The organism is Vibrio sp. McD22-P3, from assembly GCF_021568915.1.
Lineage (GTDB): Bacteria > Pseudomonadota > Gammaproteobacteria > Enterobacterales > Vibrionaceae > Vibrio > Vibrio mediterranei.
Map to the genome: position 1 here is coordinate 146275 of NZ_JAKGTN010000012.1, position 25812 is coordinate 172086.

At 44.7% G+C, this 25812-nt stretch carries 23 protein-coding genes; 9 read left to right on the forward strand and 14 right to left on the reverse strand.

What is annotated here, in order from left to right; translation table 11 throughout:
- Positions 1-233: 233 nt before the first annotated feature.
- The 6 genes from gap (at position 234) to L2W36_RS15655 (ending at position 6670) form a co-directional block, all read left to right on the forward strand.
- On the forward strand, positions 234-1229 hold the full coding sequence (gene gap, locus L2W36_RS15630; RefSeq protein WP_004748683.1) for a type I glyceraldehyde-3-phosphate dehydrogenase: 996 nt from the start codon (positions 234-236) through the stop codon (positions 1227-1229).
- A 144-nt stretch (positions 1230-1373) separates the two neighbouring features.
- Complete coding sequence (locus L2W36_RS15635; RefSeq protein WP_236110519.1) at positions 1374-2258, forward strand: D-hexose-6-phosphate mutarotase; 885 nt, start codon at positions 1374-1376, stop codon at positions 2256-2258.
- 70 nt (positions 2259-2328) lie between these two features.
- Entirely contained in the window at positions 2329-3141 is an 813-nt protein-coding gene (gene rlmA / locus L2W36_RS15640) for a 23S rRNA (guanine(745)-N(1))-methyltransferase (protein WP_236110521.1), read from the forward strand.
- Between the two features lie 104 nt (positions 3142-3245).
- The gene (locus L2W36_RS15645; protein WP_062460388.1) at positions 3246-4196 is read left to right on the forward strand and encodes a ChaN family lipoprotein; all 951 of its coding nucleotides are present in this window, start codon (positions 3246-3248) and stop codon (positions 4194-4196) included.
- A 142-nt stretch (positions 4197-4338) separates the two neighbouring features.
- Positions 4339-4704, forward strand: coding sequence for a hypothetical protein (locus L2W36_RS15650; protein WP_236110522.1), 366 nt, complete (start codon positions 4339-4341; stop codon positions 4702-4704).
- 91 nt (positions 4705-4795) lie between these two features.
- Positions 4796-6670 carry a BCCT family transporter gene (locus tag L2W36_RS15655; protein ID WP_038229960.1) on the forward strand — a complete coding sequence of 625 codons (1875 nt, stop codon included), beginning with the start codon at positions 4796-4798 and terminating at the stop codon, positions 6668-6670.
- A 37-nt stretch (positions 6671-6707) separates the two neighbouring features.
- Here L2W36_RS15655 and L2W36_RS15660 read toward each other — a convergent pair whose 3' ends face one another.
- Complete coding sequence (locus L2W36_RS15660; RefSeq protein WP_006071312.1) at positions 6708-7145, reverse strand: YcgN family cysteine cluster protein; 438 nt, start codon at positions 7143-7145, stop codon at positions 6708-6710.
- 159 nt (positions 7146-7304) lie between these two features.
- Between L2W36_RS15660 and L2W36_RS15665 the strand changes: the two genes are divergently transcribed.
- On the forward strand, positions 7305-7553 hold the full coding sequence (locus L2W36_RS15665) for a YkgJ family cysteine cluster protein (RefSeq protein WP_031493115.1): 249 nt from the start codon (positions 7305-7307) through the stop codon (positions 7551-7553).
- A gap of 77 nt (positions 7554-7630) precedes the next feature.
- The gene (aqpZ, locus tag L2W36_RS15670; RefSeq protein WP_236110523.1) at positions 7631-8326 is read left to right on the forward strand and encodes an aquaporin Z; all 696 of its coding nucleotides are present in this window, start codon (positions 7631-7633) and stop codon (positions 8324-8326) included.
- Positions 8327-8397: 71 nt separating this feature from the next.
- Here aqpZ and recR read toward each other — a convergent pair whose 3' ends face one another.
- From recR to L2W36_RS15700, 6 genes are all read right to left on the reverse strand, one after another.
- Positions 8398-8997: a recombination mediator RecR gene (recR, locus tag L2W36_RS15675; protein ID WP_038229955.1), complete on the reverse strand. Its 600-nt coding sequence runs from the start codon at positions 8995-8997 to the stop codon at positions 8398-8400.
- A 22-nt stretch (positions 8998-9019) separates the two neighbouring features.
- Positions 9020-9349, reverse strand: coding sequence for a YbaB/EbfC family nucleoid-associated protein (locus tag L2W36_RS15680; protein ID WP_006071316.1), 330 nt, complete (start codon positions 9347-9349; stop codon positions 9020-9022).
- Between the two features lie 110 nt (positions 9350-9459).
- The gene (gene dnaX, locus L2W36_RS15685) at positions 9460-11643 is read right to left on the reverse strand and encodes a DNA polymerase III subunit gamma/tau (RefSeq protein ID WP_236110524.1); all 2184 of its coding nucleotides are present in this window, start codon (positions 11641-11643) and stop codon (positions 9460-9462) included.
- Positions 11644-11656: 13 nt separating this feature from the next.
- Entirely contained in the window at positions 11657-12202 is a 546-nt protein-coding gene (apt, locus tag L2W36_RS15690) for an adenine phosphoribosyltransferase (protein ID WP_006071318.1), read from the reverse strand.
- A gap of 133 nt (positions 12203-12335) precedes the next feature.
- The gene (locus tag L2W36_RS15695) at positions 12336-12743 is read right to left on the reverse strand and encodes a YbaN family protein (protein ID WP_236110525.1); all 408 of its coding nucleotides are present in this window, start codon (positions 12741-12743) and stop codon (positions 12336-12338) included.
- Positions 12744-13023: 280 nt separating this feature from the next.
- A complete protein-coding gene (locus tag L2W36_RS15700) occupies positions 13024-14127 on the reverse strand; it encodes a response regulator (protein ID WP_236110526.1) in 1104 nt (367 codons plus the stop codon).
- A gap of 354 nt (positions 14128-14481) precedes the next feature.
- Here L2W36_RS15700 and L2W36_RS15705 point away from each other — a divergent pair, with 354 nt between their 5' ends.
- Positions 14482-15357, forward strand: coding sequence for a LysR family transcriptional regulator (locus L2W36_RS15705; protein WP_006071322.1), 876 nt, complete (start codon positions 14482-14484; stop codon positions 15355-15357).
- Positions 15358-15435: 78 nt separating this feature from the next.
- Here L2W36_RS15705 and purF read toward each other — a convergent pair whose 3' ends face one another.
- The 7 genes from purF to L2W36_RS15740 form a co-directional block, all read right to left on the reverse strand.
- Complete coding sequence (purF, locus tag L2W36_RS15710; protein WP_006071323.1) at positions 15436-16944, reverse strand: amidophosphoribosyltransferase; 1509 nt, start codon at positions 16942-16944, stop codon at positions 15436-15438.
- Between the two features lie 36 nt (positions 16945-16980).
- Positions 16981-17469, reverse strand: a complete 489-nt coding sequence (locus L2W36_RS15715; RefSeq protein ID WP_006071324.1) for a CvpA family protein — start codon at positions 17467-17469, stop codon at positions 16981-16983.
- Between the two features lie 61 nt (positions 17470-17530).
- Positions 17531-18094, reverse strand: coding sequence for an SPOR domain-containing protein (locus tag L2W36_RS15720; RefSeq protein WP_038229946.1), 564 nt, complete (start codon positions 18092-18094; stop codon positions 17531-17533).
- 18 nt (positions 18095-18112) lie between these two features.
- Positions 18113-19393, reverse strand: coding sequence for a bifunctional tetrahydrofolate synthase/dihydrofolate synthase (folC, locus tag L2W36_RS15725; protein ID WP_236110527.1), 1281 nt, complete (start codon positions 19391-19393; stop codon positions 18113-18115).
- Between the two features lie 42 nt (positions 19394-19435).
- The gene (gene accD, locus L2W36_RS15730; protein WP_006071327.1) at positions 19436-20362 is read right to left on the reverse strand and encodes an acetyl-CoA carboxylase, carboxyltransferase subunit beta; all 927 of its coding nucleotides are present in this window, start codon (positions 20360-20362) and stop codon (positions 19436-19438) included.
- A 178-nt stretch (positions 20363-20540) separates the two neighbouring features.
- On the reverse strand, positions 20541-21344 hold the full coding sequence (gene truA / locus L2W36_RS15735; RefSeq protein WP_038229944.1) for a tRNA pseudouridine(38-40) synthase TruA: 804 nt from the start codon (positions 21342-21344) through the stop codon (positions 20541-20543).
- 150 nt (positions 21345-21494) lie between these two features.
- Positions 21495-25646 (reverse strand): FimV/HubP family polar landmark protein, encoded by a 4152-nt coding sequence (locus tag L2W36_RS15740; protein ID WP_236110529.1) that lies wholly within the window; start codon positions 25644-25646, stop codon positions 21495-21497.
- Positions 25647-25812 lie beyond the last annotated feature (166 nt).

The following is a 25812-nucleotide window of genomic DNA, read 5'->3' on the forward strand; positions in this document are numbered from 1 at the left end:
TATCAATTATGTTAACTTACCTTGCTTACAAGGTTAAATACATAACTAAAACTATTACAGAGTCTCTGTCAAAGTTCAAAAAAACGTCATTTAATACCGAATGTTAAGAAAAGCGACACTTTTTTTTGACTTTAAACAAATTAATTCCGATTATCTATTGAAGTTAGTGACTGGATTCTGTAATTTTACTACCAGTTATCTTTAAACAGAAATTAAGTTGTGGAGCAACTATAATGACTATCAAAGTAGGTATTAACGGTTTTGGCCGTATCGGTCGTTTCGTATTTCGTGCAGCGCAAGAGCGCAACGATATCGAAGTAGTAGGTATCAACGATCTAATCGACGTTGAGTACATGGCATACATGCTTAAGTACGATTCAACTCACGGCCGTTTCAACGGTACTGTTGAAGTTGAAGGCGGTAACCTAATCGTTAACGGCAAAACTGTACGTGTAACTGCAGAGCGCAACCCAGAAGATCTAAAATGGGATGCTATCGATGTTGACGTAGTAGCAGAAGCAACTGGTCTTTTCCTAACTGACGAGACTGCACGTAAGCACATCACTGCTGGCGCGAAGAAAGTTGTTCTAACTGGTCCTTCTAAAGACGCTACTCCAATGTTCGTAATGGGCGTTAACCAAGACACTTACGCTGGTCAAGATATCGTTTCTAACGCTTCTTGTACTACTAACTGTCTAGCGCCTATCGCTAAAGTTCTTAACGACGAGTTCGGTATCGAATCTGGTCTTATGACTACAGTTCACGCTACTACAGCTACTCAAAAAACTGTAGACGGTCCTTCTGCTAAAGACTGGCGCGGTGGTCGTGGTGCTTCTCAGAACATCATCCCATCTTCAACTGGTGCTGCTAAAGCTGTAGGCGTTGTTCTTCCAGAACTAAACGGCAAACTAACTGGTATGGCTTTCCGCGTACCAACTGCTAACGTTTCTGTAGTTGACCTAACTGTTAACCTTAAGAACGGTGCATCTTACGAAGCTATCTGTGCAGCTATGAAAGCAGCATCTGAAGGCGCTCTTAAAGGTGTTCTAGGTTACACTGAAGACCAAGTTGTTTCTCAAGACTTCATCGGTGAAGTTCAAACTTCAGTATTCGATGCTAAAGCTGGTATCGCTCTAACTGACAACTTCGTTAAAGTTGTATCTTGGTACGACAACGAAATCGGTTACTCAAACAAAGTTCTAGACCTAATCGCTCACATCTCTAAGTAATGTAAGCTTTTAGCTGAATATTTGTATTAAGGCGACTCATTGGGTCGCCTTTTTTGTATCTGTTTCTGGGTTCAATATCACCTGGGAATGTCAAACATTACCCTCCCCTAGGAACCAGAAACTCTCACCTAGGAGTTACAATCTATGGACTTGTCTACGCTACCAGCTTTAACTGTACTCTCTGACTACATAACGACTGCTAAGCTAGGCGACAATACGATCGTTCGCATCAACCACCCTAAAGCAAATGCTGCGATTTCCCTTCATGGCGGTCATATCATCTCGTTTAAGCCCTCCAATCAAGAAGAGTTGATTTGGATGAGCAAAGACGCAGTCTACGATAACAAAGCTGCACTGCGAGGTGGTATACCTATTTGCTGGCCCTGGTTTGGCCGTGTTGCCACCCCTGCTCATGGCTTTGCGCGCAACAGCGCTTGGACGCTAATCGAGCACCGAGAAAACGACGCTGGTGTTATTGTTAGCTTGGGACTATCTGACAACGACCAAACACGAGAAATTTGGCCACACCGCTTCCAACTCGTTTTAAACGTAGAAGTATCTGAAACACTCACTGCTACTCTCAATGTTACCAACACCGACTCGGCTGCATGGAAGTTCTCAGGTGCACTGCATACTTACCTAAACATCGGTGACATTCATAACATGGAAGTCACTGGGATGGGTCCAACTTATATTGACGGCCTACAAGAAGGTAAAGTGTGTCAGGGTGGCGAAATCCTGTCTCTAACCGACACTATCGATCGTGTTTACACCGAGCCAAACAAAGAAATTGTGCTTCACGATAATGCATTCAATCGACAACTCTCCATCGTTAATGACGGTGACAATTCTGCAGTCCTTTGGAATCCTTGGGAAGCAGGTGCGAAGTCGATGGGCGACATGAACGATGATGGCTACTTAACTATGTTCTGTATAGAGTCCACATTACACGCTAATACACTAGAAGCAGGACAGGAACTTAACCCTGGTGACACTTATCAGCTCGCAACCACTCTTTCGGTAAAGTAAATCGCCCGAGCTAATTGCTTCCAACCCATGATATGGTTAGACTTACGAAAATTTTCGTCGAGTCTAACCTATGTCCTATCAATGCCCGCTCTGTCATCAATCGTTGTCCCTCAATGAGCGTAGTTTTCGCTGTGAAAACAACCACCAGTTCGACTTGGCAAAAGAAGGTTATGTCAATCTCATGCCTGTGCAACACAAACGCTCAAAAGATCCTGGCGACAATAAAGAAATGATGCAGGCACGACGTACTTTTCTAGAGCACGACCTATACGCACCTATGCGTCAACAAGTTGCGGAGACTCTAGCCAATCTCTTAAACCAAGGCACGGTTCTCGATATCGGCTGTGGAGAAGGTTATTACACTAGCTTTTTTCAGCAATACCTAGCAGAAAGGAACAAAAAGTTAGATTTTCATGGACTGGATATTTCCAAAGTGGCGGTTCGATACGGCGCAAAACGCTATCCAAACGTCAACTTTTGTGTTGCCTCAAGTCATAAGCTGCCCTTCTCTGAAAACAGTCTAGCTGCGGTGGTTCGAATTTACGCACCTTGTAAACACGATGAGTTACTTCGATGTATTGAAGATCAAGGTATCATGCTGACCGTAACGCCAGGTAGTCACCATCTATATGAACTTAGGGCGTTGATCTATCAATATGTTCGTTTACATGATGAAACGGCCGAGCAAATTGAAGGCTTCGAACTTTTGTCTGAATCTAAACTAGACTATGAAATGAACCTTAGTGGACAACAAGCGTATGACTTGTTGCAAATGACACCATTTGCTTGGAAAGCGACAGACGAAGTAAGGTCGAACCTCAAGTCACAACAAGAGTTTCAATGTAACGCCGACTTCTTGATTCGAGCCTACCGTAAAATGTAATGAGATTTATTTTCAATTAGATTGAGTCCACGTTCAATCTCTATTACCATTACGGTTCCAAGATAGCCTTCCGATGAAGGCTATTTTTATAGAGAGAACAGACTATGAAAGCATTACCCATTCTCATATCACTCGCCCTTCTATCGGGTTGCACCACGACAAAAAACTCACCTGAATACCCAGCTACAAAACCGGAAAGTATCACTTCATTTTACGATTACCAATTGGCCAGCCCTACTGGTGAATCAATCAGCCTGAGCGCTTTACCGGAGGCGATATTGGATGCCAATGTTATCCTAGTCGGGGAATGGCATACCCATGCGGGCATTCACCGATTTCAAACCGATCTTCTGAAAGAACTCATCAACAACAATCCGGACACCGCACTTTCTATGGAACAGTTTACCCGTGACAAACAGCCTGTGGTTGATGACTATCTCGCTTCACAAATTGGTGAGCAGATCTTAATTAAACAAGGAGGAGCTTGGCCAAATTACGAAAGCGACTACCGCCCACTCGTTGAATTAGCCAAGGATTCAGATATCGACATCATTGCCAGCAACGCACCAAAATCAATCGTCCGCTGTATTGGGCGTCAAGGGGTTGGCTACTTAGATAAACTGGATGAACAAGAACGTTCTCTAGTCGCAGCAACGATAGACACGTCAAGTTCACCATACAAAGAAAAATTCATGTCCTCTATGCATCACGGTGACATTGAACAAACGAAGAAACAATATGCTGCTCAACTCGCCTGGGATGCGACTATGGCAGAAAGTATTGTTAACTATATGGCAGCACATCCTAACTCTCAGGTCATGCACATCGCAGGTAAATTTCATACCGAGCAAGCATTAGGAACCGCTGCGCAGATCCAGCAATTGAACCCTGACTTGAGTATCGTCGTGATTACGCCAGTGAATGACATTGCTAGTGCGAGCGATGACTACCAATTGGAAGTACTACCACCACCAGAACGTTACGTTAAAAACGAGAACCGAATGAAGGCGTATAAGAGCTTAAAAATACGTAACGACTCACTGGTTTGTAAATAACTCATCAACACAAGTTATGATTGGCACACAAATTGCTTAGTCCATGTTAATAGCATCGATCAATCTCTCATTTATAGAAGCTTTTATAAAGTTTTTGCCACATTTGACGATGTATTGATTGATAGCGCTAATGGAGATAGTTATGCAAAGCGTCAATTCAAACCTAATGAGCCAGACAAACGCACCTGTTGCGACAGCCGCTAAGACAGTAGCAGAAGGTGCCACTGCTAACGGCAACACTTTGCCTATAGGCAACGGAGATAGTGTATCCATCTCACCTCAAGCTAAAGCAATGCTTGAAAAGGAAGTGAGCGAAGGCGCTACTAAAGAGAATATCTCAAAAGGCGATGACGATAGCGTAGGTAAGTCGGTCACCTCCTTTGCTCACGGTGCGTTAGGTATGGACCATCCAGATGACTTAGAGAAACAAGAAGATAGTTCCTACTCTGCCGGTCAGTATGTCTCCGCAGCTGTGACCATTGGTGCTTTGATATTGGCTTTGGCTTAACATCATTTATCCTAACGACAAATAATCCTGTTTGAGGTGGAAACCACATTCACTTGATAATCGATCATCTTTAACTGCATGATCACAATTTATGAATCGACACTTCAAGCTGATTGATAAGCCAACTTTCTTTGGCGCAATCACATTGCTCCTGAGCGTTATCATTCCCCTGATAATGTTCCCTGAACAAGGTGCAAAAATCATCGGGCAAGCTAAGCTCATTATGACCGATAAGTTTGGCTTCCTGTATCTAGCCCTTGGCCTCGCTGCCCTCTTTTTTATGATATTCATCATTTTTAGCGATATCGGCCAAATTAAACTAGGCGAACCTGACGAGGCACCAGAATTTGCAACGTCTTCTTGGGCTGCCATGCTGTTTTGCGGCGGTATCGGTGCCAGTATTCTCTACTGGGGCTGCATTGAATGGGCTTATTATTATCAAGCGCCACCATTTCAACTAGAAGCGGGAAGTGAAGAAGCGGTTCGCTGGGCGGCAACATATGGTATTTTCCACTGGGGACCTATTGCATGGGCCATCTATCTGATCCCTGCGCTACCGATCGCTTATTTTTTCTATGTACGTAAGCAACCTGCACTGAAAGTATCCAGCGCATTGATTCCTGTCATCGGCGAGAAACACACCAATGGTGCACTCGGTAAACTGATTGATGTGCTTTTCATCTTTGGCCTATTAGGTGGGGCGGCGACGACATTAGGACTTGCAGCCCCGCTTATCAGCGAGGGCTTGAGTGTCTTATTCGGGCTACCGCAAAACACCTATTCACAAATCGGCGTATTAGCTATCTGTACCGCAATTTTCGCCTACTCTTCGTTTGCGGGGATGGAAAAAGGCATTAAGATCCTCAGTAACATCAACTTCTGGGGTGCAATGCTGCTTCTTGCTCTAGTGTTGGTTTTGGGTCCAACTATCTTTATTCTTGAGACGGGTCTAGATTCCATCGGTCGAATGATGTCTAACTTCTTTGTGATGGCGACATGGGCGGAACCATTTGGTGGCTACGGTACATTTGACAACACTCACTTCCCACAAGATTGGACTATTTTCTACTGGGCATGGTGGTTAGTGTTCGCGCCAAGTATGGGCTTGTTTGTTGCACGCATTTCCCGCGGTCGCACAATTAAACAGATGGTCGCAGGTTCATTGTTCTTTGGTTCATGTGGTTGCTTCCTGTTTTTTATCATCTTAGGAAACTACGGTCTATCACTACAACTATCTGGGCAGCTTGATATTGTCGCAATTTTGAACGAGTTTGGTGCAACAAAAGCCATCTTCTCTATGCTGTCAGAGCTACCATTTGCTTGGTTTATCATTCTTTTGTTTACACTGCTGTGTATCATCTTTACAGCAACAACATTCGACTCAATTTCCTACATCTTGGCGTCTGTGGTTCAAAAAGACGTAACGCAGGAGCCAATGCGCTGGAACCGCTTATTTTGGGCCTTCACTTTGAGCTTTATGCCTGCTGTTCTCATGTTCTTAGGTGGTTTGAGCACACTACAAACTGCAGCAATCGTTGGCGGCCTACCTCTACTCGGTATCGCAGTTATGTTGATGATCTCAGCGGTAAAAGCCACCACGTTGGATATTCGTCACCAAGAAGATTATGTAGAGCCAACCATTAACATTGAAGAACTGCCAGAGTTTGATCCTTGGTCAAATGAAGGGGTTGCACTAGCTAATTTTGAAAAGTGTCGTGACGCTGCGCAAATTGCCGCAGATGAAGAGCGAACTGCGCTGCATGCTCTGTTCAAAGTTAAGAAAAAGATTCGCGCTTATGCGTTAGAGCATGCCGATGACACCAGTAAAGCGATCCCACAAGAGTTGTTGGATGATTTAGAGGCAAAGCTTCAATTACTCACAGATGCTCAGAATGCGAAAGAGCAGTCCTCACAAGCTGCACAAGATGCGAGAATGAGGTTTACTGAGGTTTGTTCCGCAAGCTAATAACAACAAAAAAGCAGGCTCTAAGCCTGCTTTTTTGTTAACGATTCGGATGGTTGATAATGTGGTCTTCCCAATCCACCACATCAATTTCATACACAACTTTATTGCGAACACTTTCCCCTGCAGCGTGCATAGCGGACTTAGAGCCCGTGATCAATGGATGCCATTCTGGAAGGGGTTTACCCTCTGATAGAACACGGTATGAGCACGTTTCTGGGAGCCAATTAAACTCGTGGATTTTTTCACGGGTTAGCTTTAAACATTCTTCACCCGATTGGAATCGATTTGGATAATCCTTACACGAACAAGTTTTGCTGTTCAGCCAACTACAAGCCACATTGGTGTAATAAACCTCATCCGAGTCCTCATCCATAAGTTTGTGTAGGCAACATTTACCACAACCATCACACAATGATTCCCATTGCTGTTCACTCATTTGCTCTAATGGTGTTGTTTCCCAAAATGGACTGGTCATGTGGCATTACCTTCTAAATCTGTGGAGGCGTTTTATACCGCTAGTCGATACAAACTGCAAGTACTCTGTTCTTTCTGGATGCTGTAGCTGTGATTCAATTATGTACAACACCTTTATTTTTGGTAAACTCAGCGCCCTTCAATTTTAAGGCCGCAAAAGATGGATTGTCGATTAGGTTGTGGGGCATGTTGTATCGCCCCAAGTATTTCTTCCCCTATTCCTGGAATGCCAAACGGCAAACCCAGCGGCGTTCGCTGCATACAGCTTGATGAGCGCAATCTTTGTAAGTTGTTTGGTCAGCCCGAGCGACCAAAAGTGTGCCATGCATTTAAAGCCTGTCCAGACGTGTGTGGCGATACTAATGCTAAAGCACTGGCAAACATCCTAGAGCTTGAACGAATTACCTAACATCTAACGCTAAACTGGCAGTATCAAACCAATAAGCTATGTTGTTAAGACGCACAACTTTAAGAATGGTGTTTCTTATGAACAGATATTTGGCTGAGGTATTTGGTACATTCTGGCTAGTACTCGGAGGTTGCGGTTCCGCTGTGTTAGCAGCAGCATTTCCAGATGTAGGTATTGGCTTATTAGGTGTGGCGTTTGCCTTTGGTTTTACTGTGCTCACAATGGCATTTGCTATTGGCCACATTTCTGGGTGCCATTTAAATCCAGCCGTTAGTATCGGCCTTTGGGTCGGTGGTCGCTTCGACGCCAAAGAGCTACTTCCCTATATTGTTGCTCAAGTCATCGGTGGCTTACTTGCTGGTGGCGTGCTCTATATTATAGCCTCCGGACAAGCCGGGTTTGACGCCGCCGCGTCTGGCTTTGCCTCTAATGGTTATGGAGAACACTCCCCTGGGAAGTACTCGTTAACCGCGGCCTTGGTCTGCGAAGTCGTCATGACAGCAATGTTTTTACTGGTCATCATGGGAGCCACTGACAAAAGAGCACCTCAAGGCTTCGCTCCTATAGCGATCGGCTTGTGTTTGACTTTGATTCACCTAATCAGTATTCCAGTAACCAACACGTCAGTAAATCCAGCACGCAGCACAGGGGTCGCGCTTTACGTTGGCGATTGGGCTGTCGCACAATTGTGGTTGTTCTGGTTGGCACCTATTGTTGGCGCAATCATTGGGGCTTGGGTGTATCGCTCATTGCTAAGTAGTGATAGCGACTAAAACTAATTTTTGAACATAAAAAAAGGCGCTAAATGCGCCTTTTCACTATCAATCTTATTTAGCAGTCTACTTTAGATTTTTTGTCTGCCCAACAGAGAGTGAGACAACGTCGTTCCATCGACCAGTTCTAACTCTCCGCCCACCGGAACGCCATGAGCGATACGACTTGCTGATACCTTGTGCTCATGACACAGTTCAGCAATGTAGTGCGCGGTTGCTTCACCTTCCACTGTTGGGTTAGTCGCTAAAATGACTTCACCGATGTCGCCTTGGCGCAGTCTATAATCGAGAACATCCAATCCAATATCGCTAGGACCGATGCCATCTAATGGCGACAAGTGTCCCATTAGCACAAAATAACGACCCGAGAATTGCCCTGTAGCTTCTACAGCAGCAATATCAGCAGGACTCTCTACCACACAAAGTTGGCCATTCTCTTTACGCTTAGGATTGCTACAGATATGACAAACTTCTTCTTCGGTAAAGGTACGGCATTCCTGACAGTGACCAATTTCGGTCATCGCACTTGAAAGTGCATCCGCCAGCTGAAGGCCGCCTTTTCTATCGCGCTGTAACAAATGAAAGGCCATGCGTTGTGCTGACTTGGGGCCAACCCCAGGTAGACATCGCAAGGCCTCCATCAAATGCTCCAGCATATGGCTAGTACGCATTAATTGTTCTCTAATCCTTCAATTAGAAAGGCATTTTCATGCCTGGTGGTAGCTGCATTCCACCAGTTACTGACGCCATTTTCTCTTTTTGAGTTTCCTCTACACGACGAGCCGCGTCATTGAACGCCGCTGCAATCAAGTCTTCTAGCATCTCTTTGTCGTCTTCCATAAGGCTTTCATCGATTTCAACACGACGAGTGCTGTGGCTACCTGTGATGGTTACTTTAACAAGGCCAGCACCAGACTCACCTGTTACTTCCATGTTAGCGATTTCTTCTTGAAGCTTTTGCATCTGCTCTTGCATTTGCTGGGCTTGCTTCATCAGGTTGCCCATACCACCTTTACCAAACATAGGGTTCTCTCGGTTTATTCATGTTTCAACTAATAACATGGGGACGCATTCATAGATTGCAACCCCGCTTCCTAGCTGTTTACCTCGAGCAAACAACCGGGAAAGTAACTTTATAAAGGTCGAATACTCTCTTCGTCTAACTCTGCCGCAAACCTTGTAACAATAAACTGAATGTTAGGATCCGCTTGCAAGCTCTTGGCCGCATCAGAAAGCTTGCCTTGATATAACTGCTCACGAAGTTCGAGTGGTGTCGTCCCCTCCTCAGAGAGCTCTACCGACAAATGACACTCTTCTCCCAATAAGACATTAAGCCCTGCAAGTAGTTCTGACTGATTTTTGTCAGAATTTAGATGCGCATGTGTAGCACGCAGTCCCAATTGAATGGATGAACCATCTTTTTTGAAGACTGAATTAAGCGCTAATTGTTGCACCAGTTTGCCAATATCAAGACGTTCAATCAGTTCAGCCCAAGTGTCTTGCTGAGCAGCTTCTTGCGTCAGTCGCTGCGCCATTTCTGGCGTTTTGATATGTTCAAGAGCCTTTTTAAGCGTAGACGGTTTGACGACTGGCTTCACTTCTTGAGCGACAACATTACCTGTTGGCCGCCATCGATAAGGCTCGTTATCTTTAACCTGCTCGGTATTTGATTTGGCGGCATCTAAACCATTTGACGCACTTGGCGTGCGGCCTTGGGTTCTCTGAGCAACGCGCTCTAATACAGAGGCAGATTCAGATGACGCTTTAGGCTTTTTTACAGGAGAGTTTCCTGAATTCGCTTGGTCTTGAGAAGCCGATTGTCGTTTCGAACGCAATTGATGACGTAAACCACCCGCAGGTCTTGCTGGCTCGCTGGCAGGAACTGAGCGCTGTGCCTCACCGCGAACGACATCATTAGATCCGCTATTTGGAACGGGCTGAATTTGCGAAGGCGGTGTTTGCGAATACTGCTCTTGATTTGATGGAGGTGCTTGCCATTCACTTTGCGCACTTGGGCGATGTTCGGCCTGTGCTGGTTGGTTACCCATCGGTATAGCAGAGGTATCAATATACGGTTCACGCGTACTATCAAATTGTGGCGTCGGCGTGGCATAAGTTTGAGCATTAGTATCACTCGATACCTGCTGTGTTGCCATGCTTTGTGACGATGACAACGCAGGCTTAGCCACTGCACTTTGATTCGCGACAGTGATTTCATTAGCGCTGAGCTGAGTGCTTGGTCTAAATGCCAACATACGCAGTAGCGTCATCTCAACGGCGACACGTTGCGATGGAGCGAAGGGCAGATCTTGTCGGCCTTTCAGAGCAATTTGATAGTACAGCTGTACATCCGTTGCTTGTAGTGTACGCGCAAGGTGCTGGATTTTTTCGCTGTCGGCAATTGCGGCATCGATACTAGATGGTAATGCTTGAGTCATCGCTATTCTATGTAACTGCAATGCGAGCTCAGAAAGCAATGTATCCCAATCCACACCATTTTCCGCCAAGTGCTCAAGCTTGGTCATAACTTGATGTGCATCACCCGTAGTCAATGATTCCAGTATTTGAATCGCTTGAGCCGTATCTAGCGTACCCAACATCTGACTGACGACTGGTGTCGATACATTGCCATTTCCAAGCGCGATCGCTTGATCGGTCAAGCTCAATGCATCACGCATACTGCCGTCAGCAGCATGAGCAAGCAGAGCAAGCGCTCGGCTTTCAGACTGAACTTGTTCCTTCTCAAGAATATGATCTAGCTGTTGCTGGATATTCTCAACAGTGATCGGCTTGAGGTGGAACTGCAAGCAGCGCGACAGAATGGTCATCGGCAGCTTTTGAGGATCCGTCGTCGCCAGTAAGAACTTCACATACTCTGGTGGCTCTTCAAGCGTTTTAAGCAACGCATTGAAGCTATGACGCGAGAGCATATGTACTTCATCGATCAGGTAAACCTTAAAGCGGTTTCTCGCTGGCTTATATTGAACGTTATCTAGAAGCTCGCGAGTATCTTCAACCTTTGTACGAGACGCCGCATCAATCTCAAGTAAGTCAACGCTTCGGCCTTCATCAATCTCTATACAAGTCGAACATGTACCACAAGGTGTCGAGGTGATGCCTGTTTCACAGTTTAAACCTTTTGCGAACAAGCGACCGATGGACGTCTTACCCACACCACGTGTTCCACTGAACAAATAAGCATGATGCAATCTGTTCTGGTCTAGTGCATTCTCAAGTGCAGTTAGAACATGGGTTTGTCCAACTACCTCTGAAAATTTTCTTGGTCGCCATTTCCTAGCTAACGCGAGATAACTCATAAAGGTGTCCTAATTAGTGACCTTCAAATTCACACAAGCTATATACTTCAATACCTAGTGCTTCTAAGCGCTTATCTCCACCAATTTCTGGCAGATTGATTACAAATGCAGCGTGAGATACTTCACCACCTAGTTGGCGAATAAGTTTCGTTGTAGCTTCAATCGTACCACCAGTTGCTAACAGGTCATCAACCATCAGTACTTTATCACCTTCCACAATAGCGTCTGTGTGGATTTCTAGAGTATCAGTGCCATATTCAAGTTCATATGATTGTGCGACAGTTTCACGTGGCAGCTTACCTGGCTTACGAACTGGAACAAATCCCAGACCTAGCTCAAGTGCTAGAGGTGCACCAAACAAAAAGCCACGAGCTTCAGTACCAACAATTTTAGTGAAGCCCTGATCTTTGTATTTGTCTACAAGCATCTCTATCGTTGCTTTGTAAGCTGCTGCGTCTTCCATAAGACTCGTTACATCACGAAATAGAATGCCTGGCTTTGGGTAATCTGGAATGCTTTTGATGCTTGCTTTGATCTGGGAGATTTTATCGATTGTCATAGTATTGGTCTCTGGAAAGGTCTTTATACGCCTGACGATCAGAGTACGCTGTCGCGAATAGTCACGAGTACGTTCATTCTGTAGGTATAAATTAAAACGCCCACATTAAGCGTGGGCACACAACCTTCACATGTTAGTGATTTTCATCGTGGTCGGCAACGGGCTGTTTCACAGGAATTCGCAAAAAGAAGGTAAAAACGCCGATAAACAGAGTAAATAGCACAACTTTTAACCATACTGGTTGGACAATCAATATGGAGATGGCAAAACTCAAAACAATGAAGATTGCGCCTTTGGTTCTGACCGAACGTTTAATGCAGCGATCGTTTTCCCAGTCAGAGATGATGGGACCAAGTTTACGATGAGAAAGTAACCAATCATGAAATTGAGGGCTACCACGAAAAAAACTTGCACTAGCAAGGAGTAGGAAAGGTGTGGTGGGTAGAAGCGGAAGTACGATGCCTACCACACCCAATATTACTGAAACAACGCCTAACGTATTCCAAAAGAGACGTTTAACTGGACTTATTGTATTGGTCAAAAACCCGCATATCCGTTCATAACTCTAATCCACGTCAGAGTAGCGGGAAGCGTTGGAATTAGCAATGCGGCAATGAAGCCTAAAAAGTAAAAAATGTTGTATGGTTCTTTGAATTCTGTATCAGACATGACTTTGCTCTTGGGTATAGTTGTTTTAGACATCAAAATGGGAAGCTTTCGCCTCCCATTTTTGTTAACACTTTGACTATATCTCAATTACATTCAATCAAAAACAGACTAACTGTGTGGTTTTTTATGAAAAGCGCTTCCGCTACGCTGTTTTAGCTCGGCAGAGCAAGTTTTACCTCCCAGCTGAAGCTACTTGAACCGACTCGACTTAGGGACAACTTCCCCCCTTCTAAAACAGCAAGGTCTTTAGTCATAAAATTACTTAAACAGTTCTCACCCAAACGATTTGACCCAGAGATGTTGAAATGAGCTTGAGAATTCTCCCAGCGACAATCCAATCCCGCCGGCAAGACAGATATGGTCCCCTCCGATAAGTCAATCACTCCAAACACAGCCTCGACAGGATATGCAGCGCACGAGCATTGCATACCTTTTTCTATATTTCTCGCAAGATCTTTAAGGTCGACACTGTTGTGATGCAAACGGCGTACATAATCATCAAACAGTGTCCGTACCAACAACGTACTAGCCACGCCACCATGGTCACTTGATGAAGCATCGACCAGATAAAATGCCATCTGACCGCTCATAAGCCATGTGTAATCGAACACGAGAGGTAATGTGTTGGCCGATTGCAAAAGCCGGTAACTACTTCTCCACGCCCCTAACGCAGAATCTTTTTCAGGTAACAGTGCCGTGAGTAACTCTCTCGCTGCGTTAGGATTTTGCTGAAGATATTGTAGGTGCCAATGCAATTCTTGTTCTTCTTGCGAACCGTCTTCTTCTGACTCTTCAATACGAAACCATCGACTAACAAAGTCAGATTGTTCACAACTGCTTGAACTCTCTTCTAAGACGACATTAATAGATTCCGTAAGATGTTTATAATCACCAATAGGTTTGGTTAAGAAGTCTTTCACTCCCATACGTAACGCTTTAGCAACGTCCGCCATGTCACCCGTCGCCGAAATTACAATAACCGGTAGTGACGGGTACTCTACGCGCACCTCTTCGGTAAACTCCATGCCAGTAAGAAGTGGCATAGCTAAATCACAAAGCACTAAGTCAGGCTCTTTGATACTAAGCAGTTTTAAAGCCTCTAATCCATCCCCAGCTTCTGTTACTTGGTGGCCCGTTGCCTCAAGAAAGTTTCGGGTAACGGTTCGAAATACGGGATCATCATCAACAACCATAATCCGCGCACTGTGTTGCTGATGAGGTATAGCCACAGCAGCCTGACTGTCGGTATTAGACATAAAATTACGCCTCACAAAATTTATTGAGCTTGTTGTTATTATTTTTTGGTTTACATTAAACCTCGTACCGTAGGACACGTTACAATAATGCATTTATATGTATATGCAGGCAGCAGAACAAACTGCTCCTGAGTATTTTAACTGTAGGCAGAAATTCGTTTTTATACAAATGTACCCTTGGGAGAGTTTTTTTAATACAATAGCTAAAGTTGAAAAAATCAAACAACCCTTTGATATCAAGTTAGTTTGCTTGAGAGCACTTGTGTTATTTAGCAAAAACGCTTGAAATTAACCACGCCAGCTTGACAAGGTGTAAGCTATACTAAAAGCCAATTAATACAAATAGTTGAATATATGAAACTTGACGATTTAAATCTGTTCCGACTTGTTGTGGAAAATGGGAGTTATACAGCAACTTCTCGTAAGACAATGATCCCTGTTGCAACAATTACTCGACGTATACAGGCTCTAGAGGATTCTTTGAATCTTCGTTTACTGAATCGTCACGCGCGAAAACTGTCTTTAACTGAAGCGGGTGAACGCTTCTATAATGAGTGCTCTCCTCTTCTCCAGCGTCTTACTAGCACTACCGAAGATATCGCAGATGAATGCAAAGGTGCGTCTGGTAAACTAAAAATATCGTCACCTTCTAATTTGACTAAGCGCATGATGATGCCGATGTTCAACGACTTTATGTCTAAATACCCTGACATCAGCCTTGAGCTGACGATGAGCAATCATGCCGATCAACTAGACCCAACGGAATGGGACGTTATTTTCCGCGTCGGTCCTCAACGCGATTCAAGTTTAATCGCTCGTAAGATCAGTACAGTCAAAGATATCCTTGTTGCGCATCCTGACTATCTGTCATTAAACGGCGAGCCTAAGCATGCTGAAGAATTATCAACACACCGCCTATTAAAAGGCGCACCGTTAATTAAATGGCAACTGAAAAATACCAGTGGCGAGTCCATTATTAACAACACGAAAGGCCGTTTCGAAGCCAATAGCTTAAATGTGGTTCGCAGAGCATGTTCTGCGGGTTTGGGTATTACCTTGATGCCCGATGTCATGCTAAAAGAGTACATAAACAACGGCGAACTAGTTCGAGTGCTACCAGAGTGGAGTGCCAACCCTCGCGATATTTATATGCTTTATAACCATAAAGATCATCTTCCTGAAAAAGTCCGTCTGTTCATCGACTTTGTTATCGATTACTCACTTCATTGATCGTTCAGTAGCAACGGCTTCAAAATTTAGACACAAAAAAACCAGAGCTTGCTCTGGTTTTTTCTTTTCATCGTTCGCTTATTCGTTATGCAGTTCTAGATTTGCTAGATCCGCTTGGATATCACGTTGCGTCTTTGCATCATCGCTACGTAGCGAGTCAAGGAAGTCAAGATACGTTTGGTCAATATCGCCAGTTACATATTCACCGTTGAATACAGACGCCTCAAACAATTTCACATCTGGGTTTCCAAGACCAACAGCTTCAATTAGGTCAGGAATGGTTTGATAAATCAGTGCGTCCGCACCAATTTGCTTACAGATAGCATCGTTGTCACGGCCGTGAGCAATCAGCTCATTGGCACTAGGCATATCAATACCATAAACGTTAGGGAAGCGGACTTCCGGTGCAGCAGAAACCATGAATACTTTGTTAGCACCCGAGTCACGTGCCATCTCAATGATTTGCTCTGACGTTGTACCGCGAACAATAGAGTCATCCACCAACAGAACGTTCTTACCTTTAAATTCTGAGCGAATGGCATTAAGTTTACGGCGAACCGACTTCTTACGCTGCTGCTGCCCAGGCATAATGAAGGTACGACCTACATAACGGTTTTTAACAAAACCTTGGCGGTATGGCTTATCGATAGCCTGAGCGATTTGCAAAGCGATATCACATGATGTTTCAGGGATTGGGATAACCACATCAATGTCTAGATCCGAGTATTCTTGCTGAATGCGCTCACCCAACTTCTTACCCATTTCAACACGTGCGCTGTAAACAGAAATCTTGTCAATGAATGAATCAGGACGAGCAAAGTAGACAAACTCAAAAATACATGGGTTTAGGCTTGGATTGTCAGCACATTGACGAGTGAAGAGCTCACCGTCAAACGTTACATAAATCGCTTCACCAGGAGCAACATCGCGAACAAAGTCAAAGCCTACTGCATCAAGAGCTACTGACTCAGAAGCCACCATGTACTCGGTTTTGCCTTCAACATCACGTTTGCCTAAACATAGCGGTCGGATACCGTTTGGGTCACGAAATGCAATCATACCGTGCCCGATGATCATAGCAGCTACTGCGTAAGCCCCTTTGATAGTGCGATGCACATTAGTAACAGCTCTGAAGACATCATCAGATGTCACATTGCCTTTTACGGTATCAATTTCATGAGCTAGAACATTCAGCAATACTTCAGAATCGGACGTAGTGTTCACATGACGGCGGTCTTTTTCAAACAGCTTCTCACGAACTTCGTGAGCATTAGTCAAGTTACCATTGTGAGCCAGTGTGATTCCGAACGGTGAGTTTACGTAGAAAGGTTGAGCTTCTGAAGCGCTTGAGCTACCTGCTGTAGGGTAACGAACATGTCCAATACCAACACAACCTTGGAGGCGTTGCATATGCTTCGCTTCAAATACGTCTTTTACTAGACCATTCGCCTTACGCAGACGAAAACGATTGCTTTCTATGGTAACAATACCAGCGGCATCTTGGCCACGGTGCTGTAAAACGGTCAAAGCGTCATAGATAGACTGATTCACAGGCGTTGAGCCAACGATTCCAACAATACCACACATGTCCTAATCCTCGATTTGCGACATTAGCTGGCGCCATTAGGCGCCAGACAGGAAACTAGAAGTTGCTTCGATGTGTTCAAAAAACGGCTGTATCACAAGTTTAAATTGCGGAACAAGTTGGGAAGACTCCCACCATTCACTGCTATTTAGTGTCGTGAAGGTATCAACAAAGAACAATACCGCAGAAACAATTAACACACCTCTAAGCGCGCCAAATACGATACCTAATACTCTGTCAGTACCCGATAGACCCGTTTTTTGTACTAACTGCCCTAAAACATAATTAATTAACGCCCCAACAATCAGTGTGGCAACAAATAGGGCAGCAATTGCGGCGCCATTTCGGAACATCTCATCTTCGATATTGGTAAAGTACACCGCAAGTTTTGCGTAGTACTGGCTGGCAATAAAAAATGCGCCGAACCATATCACTAAAGACATTGCCTCTTTGGCAAATCCGCGAACTAAACTGATTAAAGCTGAAAGCCCAATCACACCTAAAATGACAAAATCTAACCAATTCATGAATTCTTCATCTCAAGTTGGCGCGCATTTTAACAGAAAAATCCGCGACGCAAACGTTTTCTTATGGATTTAGTGGTTTAAATTTGAGCAATTGACCTTTTGAACCGGTAATTTTCTCCAATTCTAGCAATTGCTTCTCAAGTTTACTTTTTGAAACATCTGGACCTATGATGACACGCGTAAAGGTGGCTTCTTGTTTTACATGTGCTTGATAGCCACGTTTTTGTAGGTCGGCAACAAGACCGCGAGCATTATCTGCATTCTTAAGAGCCATAAGCTGAATAATCCATGCACTATCAGCATACTCATTACGCTCAGGCACTTCTTTCACTGCAACATCCACAACATCACGCTTATCTTGTTCGGCCTGCTGTTCAGGTGTTGCTGCCAGTTCTTCCCCTACTGTTGCTTGAACAGGCGAGTCAGGTAACACCGATGTGTCTTCTTCTGGCTCTAGTACCTCAAAGCTTTCTACTTGAGCGCTGATTTCAGGCTTAAGCGGAATACTGGCAAACTCTTCTTTGTAATGAAGCTTTTTACCATCAAGTAGGTCAGGCAAAATGATGACACCAACTGCGACCAATACTATGGTACCCACCAAGCGGCTTTGAAATTTACTCGCCATTGATACTCCTTAATTACTTTATTGCTCTTGAGCGTCTAACTTCTCACAATGCTCAAGAACTTCGCCAACGGTATGGAAGGATCCTACGACCAAAATCATATCGTCTGACTTTGCTTCACTTTTCGCGGCTTGATATGCACTTACTGGGTTGTCATATCGCTTTAGAGCATTGCCAGACATTAAATGCTGGCACAGTTCGTCTGCACTCGCCGCTCTTGGCCCTGATAATGACGCCGGATACCAATCTTCAATTAATGGGTTTAACACTCGAATGGTCTCTTCGATATCCTTATCATGCAACATGCCAATCACGACTTTAAATCCGCGATTTGGGTAATGCTTAGAAAGCTGTGCAACCAGATACTCTGCTGAATGAGGGTTATGAGCTACATCGAGAATGGTTACTGGCGATCCGGTAAGCATCTGCATACGACCCGGAAGACGCGCTTGCTTAAGTCCATTCACGATATTAACGTCGGAAATGTCCAATTCTGCCGCCCCTAAAGCCATCAACGCAGTGTTGGCGTTCATTAGTGGCAAGACTGGTACGGGCAAGTCCTCAAGCATGAATGTGCCATGTTGCCATGCCCATGTGTGTTCAGACGTCAGTTTGTAGTCAAATTGAATACCCGTTTGGTAGAAATTCGCCTTAATATCATCAGCATGCGCAGGCACAGTTGCAGGTGGTTTTGGTTGGCCACATATTGCTGGCTTCCCAGATCTAAAGATTCCTGCTTTCTCGAACCCAATGACATTGATATCGTCACCCAGCCAATCAACATGATCTACTGCAAGGCTAGTAATGACTGAAACATCGTGATCAACCACGTTAGTTGCGTCAAGACGCCCACCTAGGCCCACTTCCAGTAAAACCACTTCCACTTTGTTTTCCTGAAACTGTCGCAATGCGGCAAGCGTGGCGTACTCGAAAAAGCTAAGGCTGACTTCGCCACGTAGCTTTTCGATATAGTCAAACGCACGAGTGTGTGATTCATCAGGAAGATCGCTACCATTAACGCGAACACGCTCGTTGTAACGAATAAGGTGTGGGGAACTATAAACACCGACTGAATAACCTGCATCTAGCAAGATTGCTTCCATAAGCGCGCAGGTAGAGCCTTTACCGTTAGTGCCAGCGACGGTAATGACTGTTGGGGCAGGTTTGGTCAATTGACCTTTTTGGGCGACTACCGAAACTCGATCTAAACCTAGGTCGATAGCACTAGTATGAATACTATTTAAGTAATCAAGCCACACCTGTAAAGAAGATGTGGCTTGTGGAATGGATTGTGAACTCATTTAGCCGTCAATATCTTAACGTTTGATAACTTAGTGAGTACTTTACCCTTTTTCGTCCGCTTCTGGTACTTCATATGTAGGTTCTTCTGGAGAATCTTCAACAGAGACCACTAAAGGAGACGCTTTATTTGTCATTTTAGCAAGTAGGCTACCTACGCGTTGACGCATTTCACGGCGGTCAACAATCATATCAATCGCACCGTGCTCAAGTAAGAACTCACTACGTTGGAAACCTTCTGGTAAGTCTTCACGAACCGTTTGCTCGATAACACGACGACCAGCAAAACCGATCAATGCTTTTGGTTCACCGATATTGATATCACCCAGCATTGCTAAACTCGCCGATACACCACCCATAGTTGGGTCGGTCATAACAGAAACGAACGGTAGACCTTTTTGAGATAGGCGCTCAAGTGCAGCACTGGTTTTCGCCATTTGCATTAGAGACATTAGTGCCTCTTGCATACGTGCACCGCCACTGGCAGAGAAACACACTAAACCACAGTTGTTTTCTATAGCGGCTTCTACTGCACGAACAAAACGAGCACCAACCACAGAGCCCATAGAGCCCCCCATGAAGGAGAACTCAAATGCACATGCGATGACTGGGTTACCTAGTAGTTCACCTTGCATGACAACGAGTGCATCTTTCTCACCACTGTTTTTTTGAGCAGCAGAGATGCGCTCTTTATAGCGCTTTGAATCTTTAAACTTCAGCTTGTCCTGTGGCTCAAGCTCTGTACCAAGTTCAACACGATTGCCTTCATCTAGGAATGTTTCTAGACGACGACGCGCTTTCATTCGCATGTGGTGGTCACACTTAGGACACACCTCTAGATTACGCTCTAATTCAGCATGATAAAGTACTTGCTCACAGGAAGTACATTTAGTCCAGATACCTTCTGGGATAGACGCTTTGCGCGAGCTAACGATGTTGCTTTTTTCTAAAATTTTTTCAAGCCAACTCATGGAAGACCTTTTCTCTTGTGACCCCCGCCTAATGGCGAGAGATTGAAATTCTAATTAATGCCGTTGGATTAAACCATATTACAGGCTAACTGTAGATAAAAAACTGGTTGTACCTATCCTTGTGACATTGCCATAAATATTTGTAACGCCGAAAGTCTCTACTAATTTTCGAGTACAATTACCAACCAGAGTTCAAATCATTCGGCAAAAATAGTGGACCAATTGGTGCTTCTGGGAGCTGGTACTCACTTGGGTAATCCACATCTACCAAATACAGGCCTTCGGCTTTAGCCGTTGCGCCAGCTAGCTTGCGATCTTTCTGCTGCAATAGCCATTCAATCCACTCTGGTGGCTGCTCACCTTTACCCACCACAATCAGGCTGCCAGTGATATTACGCACCATATGATGAACAAAGGCATTCGCTTTGATATCAATCACAACATACGGTCCATGACGAGAAACATTGAGGTGCATGATGTTACGCCATGGGCTTCGAGACTGACAGTGAACCGCTCTAAATGAGGTAAAGTCGTTTTCGCCCAGCAAATATTGACCTGCCTGGTGCATTTTTTCTGCATCAAGTTCGCCATGATAATGACTAATACCAGAAGACAAAATGCCAGGTCGCAACGCGTGGTTAAAGATCACATAACGATAGCGTCGAGCGGTCGCTGAAAAACGAGCATGAAACTCTTCAGGGACTTCTTTTGCCCAACGCACAGCGATATCCTTAGGAAGATTCGCATTCACGCCCATGGTCCAGGCAGCTGGCTTACGAATGACAGAAGACTCAAAATGAACCACTTGCCCAGTGCCATGTACACCAGCATCTGTTCGACCAGCACACTGTACTTCTACCGGTTGATTTGCAACGATCGATAGCGCTTTCTCCAGTTCTTCTTGCACACTGGAGACGTCTCTTTGTCTTTGCCAACCGTAGTAGTTTGCACCGTTATATTCGATACCTAATGCAACTTTCATCGTTTTCTCTGTCTATCTGTCAATTTTCAAAGGGGGCAAAGTATATACCCAACTCATAAAGGTATAAACCCACGTGTGGTGAATCCTTTGTCATTAAAGCTTAAAAGCAAAAACGGCGGTCATTCAACCGCCGTTTTACATCACTTTTACTTACTGGTATTCGGAAAGCTTAGCCAGCAAGGCCTTTGCTTCTGATTGAATATTGCCACTACCTTCTAGTAGCGCTTTCTCAAGTAATTTCACCGCACCTTCAAAATCGTTCATTTCGATATAGATCTTAGCAAGGTCAAGGTTACCTGCGGCTTCGGAATCCGAATCAACATCGACTTCAGTAATAGGACCAATGACATCAGGGAACTCATCCAATCCCACATCTAATTTCAACTCTTCTTCCTCATCAGCGGAAGCATTGTCGTCGACCTGTGCCATCAGCTCGTCAATCGTCATAAATTGATCTGCGCTGTCCTCAAAGTCGGCAACAGGGTCTTGGGAAGCCCAGTCCTCTTCACTGGCATCAACTAAAGATCCAGCATGAGTATTGTTCCAAATTACCTGTTCTTCATCTGGGATTTGGTGATCGATCGATGCTCGCTGCTCATCAGTCAATGAGAAACCATTCCAGTCTTCTCCACCTTCTTGGTCTGGAGAGTCTTGCAGCATCACACCTAAATCCATCCCAGCACTATCCGCCGTGGTTTGGTCAACAGGGCTAATATTTGAGAACGCTTGCTCGCCCTCTTGCAGCAGCTCCCCAAGCTGGCCTTCTTGCTCTATAGCTGACATGTCTACCATAGAAAAAGCATCTGCTAGAGCATCAATTTCTGAGTGATCTAATGTTTCACCTACCATGTCTTGCTCAACTGCAAAACTCGGCTCGCGTTCAGAAGCGGACGACTCCATATCCGCCGCAGCTTGTGACTCATCGTATTCCGGTAGATCCTCTAACGAAATAGCGCCATCGGTGATCTCATCCTGAACCGAAGGCTCATGAACAAGCTCAGGCTCTGCTTGCTCACTATCCGCATACGCGTCCTCTTCGGTGTAATCAGGAAAATCAAACTCTTCGATCGGTTCTCGTTCCGGCACCGTTTGAGTAGCATCTGATTGAGAGGCAGTTTCAATGTCACTCTCTGTGTTGTGGGCAACTTCTACCTTTTCTGGCAGTTCAATGTCATGAAGTACAGCTTCAATCTCCGCTTCGCTAACATCGCTAGACTCAGACGCCTCTTGCTCTATTGGTTGTCCTGCCAACACATCAGCAAGCGCATCTTCTTCGCTATACTCAGGCAGTTCATCATCGGCCATGGCAAAGTCGGCAGCCAATTCCGAATCCGGCTGTAATGTATCCTCAGCGTCACCCTCTGCATCGGCGAAGGCATTTTCTTCGTTGTATTCACTTTGCAAAGCTTTGGCTAAAAAGTCATCTTCTGACTCTTCTTGAGATGATTCCACCAATTCAGTTTCTAGCTCAGTTGACGGAGTATTTTCATCATCTATCAACCAATCATCATCTTGAGGAATTCCAAACTCATTCGCCATCAAAGCTTCAAGTTCTTTCTGTTCTTGCGAATCATCACGCGGCGTTGTGTCAGACTCTCCTACCCCTTCAATTTCAGGAGAGAAATCGAACTCATCTTCAAATGCAGTACTAACATTGTCACTGACTGAAGTTTGTTGCTGATGCGCCTCGTGATGTCGCTCGTTCTCTTGCGAAGCTTCGCTTTCAAAACTTGACGTTAACGGCGCTTCAGCAATACCTAGTTCATCTGGAGTAGAATCAACGTCAGGAACATTATTATTTAAGTCATCTATTTTTGATGGCTCTTCCACTTGAGACTGCACATCGACGGCGGGAGCTTGCGAAGATGAAGACACATCCATCGGATCTGGCTCTTCGATATTGACTTGCTCAGCCTCAGCAGTAGCTGGTAGCAACTCTGCATCTAATGCCAGATCGAGGTCATCCTCTAAGCGCTGCTCTTCAGTTACATTTTGCGCTGCGGCAGCCGTGCTCTCTTCGACCAACTTATCTACATCTGCACGTTCTTCTACATCAGTACTTTCTGCCACAGCCATTACGTCGTCATTCTCAGGCTGTTGTGCTAGTGGAGATTCGTCTTCTACTGTTGAAGGCTCAAGGTTTGATGGCTCAAGGTCAGAGAGTTCAAGTTCGCTATCTTCGATCTCACTATTTAAATCAATATCTGCGCCGATTAGGTCGTCAGAGGCAAACGGGTCAAGATCAACAGCTTGTTTCTCATCAGAGGTTGAATCGCCTAACGTACTTTCAAACAGTAATTCATCAAGTAAGTCGGTATTGTTTTCATCAAGCTCTAAGTCTTCATCTGCCAGTAAAGTGACATCATCTAGGTCTAAATTCTCGGAAGATTCAAACTCCTTGTCAGTGGCTTCTTTCTCATCAGCATCGACTATTTCATCGAGCATTAGATCAGAATCATCCAAATCAGACAGCTCAAAATCCTCGTCCAGCATATCGTCTAGAAGTGTGATTTCTTCGTCTTGTGCCAGTTCAGAGGTATTAGACTGTGGCTCTTCAGGCGTTGCGTCTATTTGTGAGAACTGGGCAAAAAGGTCATCAATATCGGCATTGTCAACAGGTTCATCTGCTTGCTCTGGCGTCATCTCTGATGCGGTTTTATTATCCGTCTCAATATCAAGATCATCCAGATTGAAGTCACCATCACTTTCTAGATCAAAGCTATCACCCGCAAGTAACTCGTCCATGTCCGCTTGATTTAGTGAGTTTTCAGGTTCCTCCGAATCAAGGTCAGCCATTTCAGTACTAGACGTGCCGTTAAAATCAGCGAATAGATCGTCGAGCTCTTGTTGAGAAACAGGCTCTGAATCTGTATCAGACAAGTTTAAATCGAGGTCATCTTCTGCATCTGGAACAGCAACATCGTTGAGTGCACGCTCCATTTCTTCAAGACCTAATGCTTTTTCACCATCTTTAACGCTGATACCGTTATTACTCGCGTCAAGATCAACAAAACCGATATCCAGTTCACCATCTTCATCGATACTGGCAAACGGGTCTTCTTCATCATCGTCTAAATTGAAATCAAGATCGCTATCATTCAAATCGGCGAAGATATCATCTTCTGGCTGTTGCTCTACCTCTAATTGGCTACTGTCATCATCTTCCTCAATCCCGGCAAGCAGGTCATCCGAGAACGGGTTATCATCATCCAGAGCATCAACCGCAACAGCTGCAGTAGCAACACCAGCAGTCGCTGCTGCAACATCAGACGACGGGTTTGAGGTATTGGCTTCTTGATTACTAGCAATCTGCGTCTTTTGCTTACGAGATCGTAAAACCATCATTACCAACAAGCCGATCAGCAATGCAGGAACAAATGCTAATAAGGCAACAAACCAAGGCTTAGCTAACCAAGTATCCAACTTGCTCGGCGCAAGCCTTGCCATCTCTGCTTGCTTGCGTTTCTCTTCACTGAGCTGTCGCTCAACCTCTGTACGAATACGCTCTTCGTTGCTAACTTCAGTTTTTAGAACTTCCACTTCATTTTGGACTTCTGACAACATCAACCTCAATTGATGATTACGCTCTTCTAGGGAAAGCAATTCACTTTCTGAACGCGTCAACTCTTCTTGAAGCTTTTGAGTTAGCTCTTGTGCTGGCGGCTTAATCTCACCCGACTCAATTAAGCCTTTCGCCGCTGGGATAACTTGCTCTAAACCTTTCTGAGGTTTGATGTCCGAAACTTTTTCTTTCGTGACTTGCGAAGGAACCGATTTGGTTGTCGCCGAAGTTTCAACCGTTGGTTTCACATCAGCCGGTTTTACCTCAGGTTTTGATTCAGCAACCACCTTGGCCTGTCTCTGTGTCGCTGCTGAATTGAGTTTATTTTGATGGGCAGCAAGTACGGCTAAGGCTTCTTGTAAATCGACACGATTGATTTGAGCGTCAGATGGGATGCGTAGCTCGCTGTTAGGTACCAGCTTATGAATATTATTTTGCTCAAATACAGCAGGGTTGAGTTGATAAAAGGCGTAAATCGTTTGTTGTACGGTAGCGTCTGCCGGTTTAAATCGACTTGCAATCGACCAAAGAGTTTCGTTGACTTTAGTGGGCCCATAATAGCGAGCAGGCGTGTCAGAATCTGGAGTAACTTGATTACGAATTGGCTGTGAAAACTGTGGCGCAGCCAGAGCTTCACCGTTAGGACCAGTTAATCGAATAGTATCAGCGCTGATAGAAAAAGAAGTCGTCGCTCCTGCTAGTGCAAGTGTCACCAGCAAAGGCTTTAAAAAATGATGCATGGAAGGCTCAGCTGTCTGCGATAAAAAATACAAATCTAATCTTGGTACTATATCGGATAATCACTGCAAAACTATAGCTCAGCCTTGAAAAAACATGATTCAAGCATGATATTCGTACCAATTTTGTCACACTATACAGAACAAAGGCCTCTAACAAGAGGCCTTT

Coding starts and splice junctions, on each gene's coding strand:
- recR (WP_038229955.1), bottom strand. CDS start 8,997: ATGCGTACTAGCCATATGCTGGAGCATTTGATGGAGGCCTTGCGATGT.
- L2W36_RS15645 (WP_062460388.1), top strand. CDS start 3,246: ATGAAAGCATTACCCATTCTCATATCACTCGCCCTTCTATCGGGTTGC.
- L2W36_RS15660 (WP_006071312.1), bottom strand. CDS start 7,145: ATGACCAGTCCATTTTGGGAAACAACACCATTAGAGCAAATGAGTGAA.
- L2W36_RS15655 (WP_038229960.1), top strand. CDS start 4,796: ATGAATCGACACTTCAAGCTGATTGATAAGCCAACTTTCTTTGGCGCA.
- rlmA (WP_236110521.1), top strand. CDS start 2,329: ATGTCCTATCAATGCCCGCTCTGTCATCAATCGTTGTCCCTCAATGAG.
- dnaX (WP_236110524.1), bottom strand. CDS start 11,643: ATGAGTTATCTCGCGTTAGCTAGGAAATGGCGACCAAGAAAATTTTCA.
- folC (WP_236110527.1), bottom strand. CDS start 19,393: ATGAGTTCACAATCCATTCCACAAGCCACATCTTCTTTACAGGTGTGG.
- L2W36_RS15650 (WP_236110522.1), top strand. CDS start 4,339: ATGCAAAGCGTCAATTCAAACCTAATGAGCCAGACAAACGCACCTGTT.
- L2W36_RS15680 (WP_006071316.1), bottom strand. CDS start 9,349: ATGTTTGGTAAAGGTGGTATGGGCAACCTGATGAAGCAAGCCCAGCAA.
- L2W36_RS15715 (WP_006071324.1), bottom strand. CDS start 17,469: ATGAATTGGTTAGATTTTGTCATTTTAGGTGTGATTGGGCTTTCAGCT.
- L2W36_RS15740 (WP_236110529.1), bottom strand. CDS start 25,646: ATGCATCATTTTTTAAAGCCTTTGCTGGTGACACTTGCACTAGCAGGA.
- L2W36_RS15665 (WP_031493115.1), top strand. CDS start 7,305: ATGGATTGTCGATTAGGTTGTGGGGCATGTTGTATCGCCCCAAGTATT.
- L2W36_RS15720 (WP_038229946.1), bottom strand. CDS start 18,094: ATGGCGAGTAAATTTCAAAGCCGCTTGGTGGGTACCATAGTATTGGTC.
- L2W36_RS15635 (WP_236110519.1), top strand. CDS start 1,374: ATGGACTTGTCTACGCTACCAGCTTTAACTGTACTCTCTGACTACATA.
- apt (WP_006071318.1), bottom strand. CDS start 12,202: ATGACAATCGATAAAATCTCCCAGATCAAAGCAAGCATCAAAAGCATT.
- accD (WP_006071327.1), bottom strand. CDS start 20,362: ATGAGTTGGCTTGAAAAAATTTTAGAAAAAAGCAACATCGTTAGCTCG.
- L2W36_RS15700 (WP_236110526.1), bottom strand. CDS start 14,127: ATGTCTAATACCGACAGTCAGGCTGCTGTGGCTATACCTCATCAGCAA.
- purF (WP_006071323.1), bottom strand. CDS start 16,944: ATGTGTGGTATTGTTGGAATCGTTGGCTCAACGCCTGTGAATCAGTCT.
- L2W36_RS15705 (WP_006071322.1), top strand. CDS start 14,482: ATGAAACTTGACGATTTAAATCTGTTCCGACTTGTTGTGGAAAATGGG.
- truA (WP_038229944.1), bottom strand. CDS start 21,344: ATGAAAGTTGCATTAGGTATCGAATATAACGGTGCAAACTACTACGGT.
- aqpZ (WP_236110523.1), top strand. CDS start 7,631: ATGAACAGATATTTGGCTGAGGTATTTGGTACATTCTGGCTAGTACTC.
- gap (WP_004748683.1), top strand. CDS start 234: ATGACTATCAAAGTAGGTATTAACGGTTTTGGCCGTATCGGTCGTTTC.